This is a genomic window from Paludibacterium sp. (genome assembly GCF_019232825.1).
Classification (GTDB): Bacteria; Pseudomonadota; Gammaproteobacteria; order Burkholderiales; family Chromobacteriaceae; genus Paludibacterium.
Window position 1 is genome coordinate 1 of the sequence record NZ_JAFAND010000162.1, and the last position, 2,174, is coordinate 2,174.

At 65.0% G+C, this 2,174-nt stretch carries 1 protein-coding gene; it reads right to left on the reverse strand.

The annotated features are described in order from the left end of the window. The coding region (locus JOZ06_RS20590; RefSeq protein ID WP_293235938.1) for a hypothetical protein at positions 1-2,132 on the reverse strand (2,132 nt) is incomplete at its 3' end. Between the last annotated feature and the right edge of the window lie 42 nt (positions 2,133-2,174).

Below are 2,174 nucleotides of genomic sequence, written 5' to 3' on the forward strand. Positions count from 1 at the left end.
CCGCCGATCCCGCTGGTCGCCGCCACGCCCCCCGCCTGGGTGAGCGACTGGACCATGGCGATGAAATTGATGACCGAGGCGCCCGATTTGGTGAGCATGCCATTGGTCGCGACCCAGAAAGTGTTGTTGCCGCTGTCGGCGTCCGCGGAGGTGATGATATTGGCGGCGCCGAAGCCGAGCGCGATCTTGTCTCCCTGGGTACCCGCCTTGTCGGTCAGGAAATTCGTGATGGCATCGGCAGCGACCGGCGTCGTATTGGCATTACCCCCCAGGACGGATGAGTAGGTGAGGAGATTGGAGCCGGTATGACCCGGAGCCAGGGTAATGGCGTCCGTGCCGGTGCCGATCGTCAGCGTGACGGTGTCGCTTGCCGTGCTGTCGGCCAGGACCACGCTGTTGACGCCGTTGCCCAGCGTGATCTGTTCATTGTTCACGCCATTATGGACCAAAGTGAGATTGGTGTTGGCCGACGGGTTGGCCTGGGTGAAGGTGACGACCCCGCTATTGTCCGTCAAATTCAGCACCTGCAATCCCGCTCCACCCATGGTCACCGCCGTCGGGCCGCTCACGCCGTCGGTCAGGGTGACGGTGTTTTTCCCCAGACTGCTGTTGGTCAGGTTTATCGCCGTCAGGAAGTCCGTGCCGCCCGTCACGGTCAGATTTCCCGAACCGGAATTCGAATTGGCCAGCGTAAGGGTGCCCGTATTGGTACTGAGACCGCCGATATTGAGCGCGCCCAGAATGACGTTTCCAGCATCGTTGTCGGCGATGTTCACCGTGCCGGCGACATTGTTCGCCAGGGTCAGGGACGCGGAAATCGTCCCCTTGGTCCCCGACAAAGCGAGATTGGTGAAGATATCGGCCGTGGGGTTGGCGATGCCGCTCAGGGTCAGGATCGCGCTGCCATTGTTGGTCAGCGACGCCTGGGTAAGATTGGCGTCGGAAAAGGCCGCGACGGTCAAGGGTCCCGACGCGCTGTCGACGACCGACAAGCCCGCCGGTCCGCCGGTCAGGACCGGAGTCAGGGTCGCGGCGCCGATCGAGCCGCCCGCGTCGGTTACGTTCAGCGCCGTGGTGCCCGCATCCGTCAGCGCGATGGACTGGGTGCTGGTGCCGGTGCTGGCGAGATGGAGCGCGACCGTCGGCGCCGCGTCGGTGACATTGGCGCTCAGCAAAGCCGAGCCGGTATTGGTGAAAGAGAGGCTGGCCGCGCTGTTGTCGGTGAAGGGGCTGACGGTAAAGGGGCCGAGCGCGCTATCGGTCACCGCGACCGAGGTGGCATTGGGCAGGGATGCGATTGCAAGCGTGATCGCGCCGCTTCCCGACGAGCTGTCATTGATCCCGAACGGGCCCGCGACCGCGTCGGTCAGGGTGCCGAGGGTAAGGCCTGCCTGGTTGCCGATGGCGATGTTCAAGCCGGCCAGCGTATTGGCGGTCACGTTGCCTACCGTCAGCGGCGCGGTGCCGGTATCGGTCAGCGACAGATTGGTCATCGCATTGTCGGTCAAGGGCCCGACGCTCAGCGGGCCGGCCGCCGAATCGGCGATGTGAATCGCGCTGGCCGCCGAGACGCCGGTCAAGGGCAGGGTGACATTGCCCGTCGCCTTGCTGGTATCGGCAATGGTCAGCGTGCCGGCGGTCGTGTCGTTCAAGGCCCCGGTCGTGATACTGCCGGTGCCTCTTCCGGTGATCGTGATCGAGGTCAGGGCGCCGCTCGTGATGCCCCCCCCGCCGATCGTCAGCGGCGCCGAGCCGTTGTTCGTCATCGACAGGGAGGCGAGATTGGCATCGCCATAGGCCGAGTTGTCGGTCAAGGCGCCCTGGCTGGCGGTATCGTTGACGACAAGCGCCGAGGCGGCCGACAGGCCGGCCAGCACGATGACGGCGCCGCCGCTCGCGGTGCTGCTGTCGTTCACGGTGAAGGTGCCGGTCACGGCATCGGTCAAGGTGCCGACATTCACGGTCCCCGTTCCGCCGCCGCCGATCGTGTAGGTGGCGAGGTTGTCGTCGTTCAGCGCGCCTACGGCAAGCCCGCCGGGGCCGGTCATGTTGAGGATCAGGATGTTGGGCCCGCCAGTCAGGTTCAGACCCATCGTGGTGTTGCCGGTCCCGATATTGCTGTCATTGATCATCAGGGTTCCCGGGTTCGCCAGGGTCCCGGTGAAGTAGTAGGC